General features: G+C 58.6%; 1 protein-coding gene. It reads left to right on the forward strand.

The genetic code is table 11. From position 1 onward, the window contains the following. Positions 1-325 (forward strand): DDE-type integrase/transposase/recombinase (locus AC1D0P_RS28020; RefSeq protein ID WP_477679716.1); only part of this gene is annotated, 325 nt, incomplete at its 5' end. Positions 326-532: the final 207 nt, after the last annotated feature.

Below are 532 nucleotides of genomic sequence, written 5' to 3' on the forward strand. Positions count from 1 at the left end.
GGGTACTACCCCGCGCGTGATGGTGATCGACAAGCTGCGGTCCTACTCGGCCGCGAAGGTCGAACTGATACCGGGCGTCGAGCATCGCTCGCACAAGGGATTGAACAACCAAGCAGAGAATTCCGATTTGCCGCTACGGCGGCGAGAGTGGCGAATGATGCGCTTCAAGTCCGCGCGACAATGTCAGCGTTTCGTCTCAACTCACGGCCAAATCGCCAATCTGGTTCTTCTTCACCGCAAATGCTTGACCGCCGCCGATCATCGCCAGCTTCGCACCCGCGCCATCTCGACCTGGCGGGAAATCGCCTTGTCGCTTCATGCGTGAAACTCAGGCCGAAGATACTACCGCGTCTCAAGCTTCGTTAAGGCGACGCCACCTTGCCGATCACAGGGGGCAACGAGATGACCAATCTTGATCGATGGCTCGCGCCGCTGAGAGGACCAGGGAAACGGGTTTGGGAATGGCTGGAACGGCTTGGTCCGCTCCTAGCATTCTTTGTGGTCGTGGAAGGCGCATTCAAGGCCTCACACT

Source organism: Polaromonas sp. P1_G2 (genome assembly GCF_056405515.1).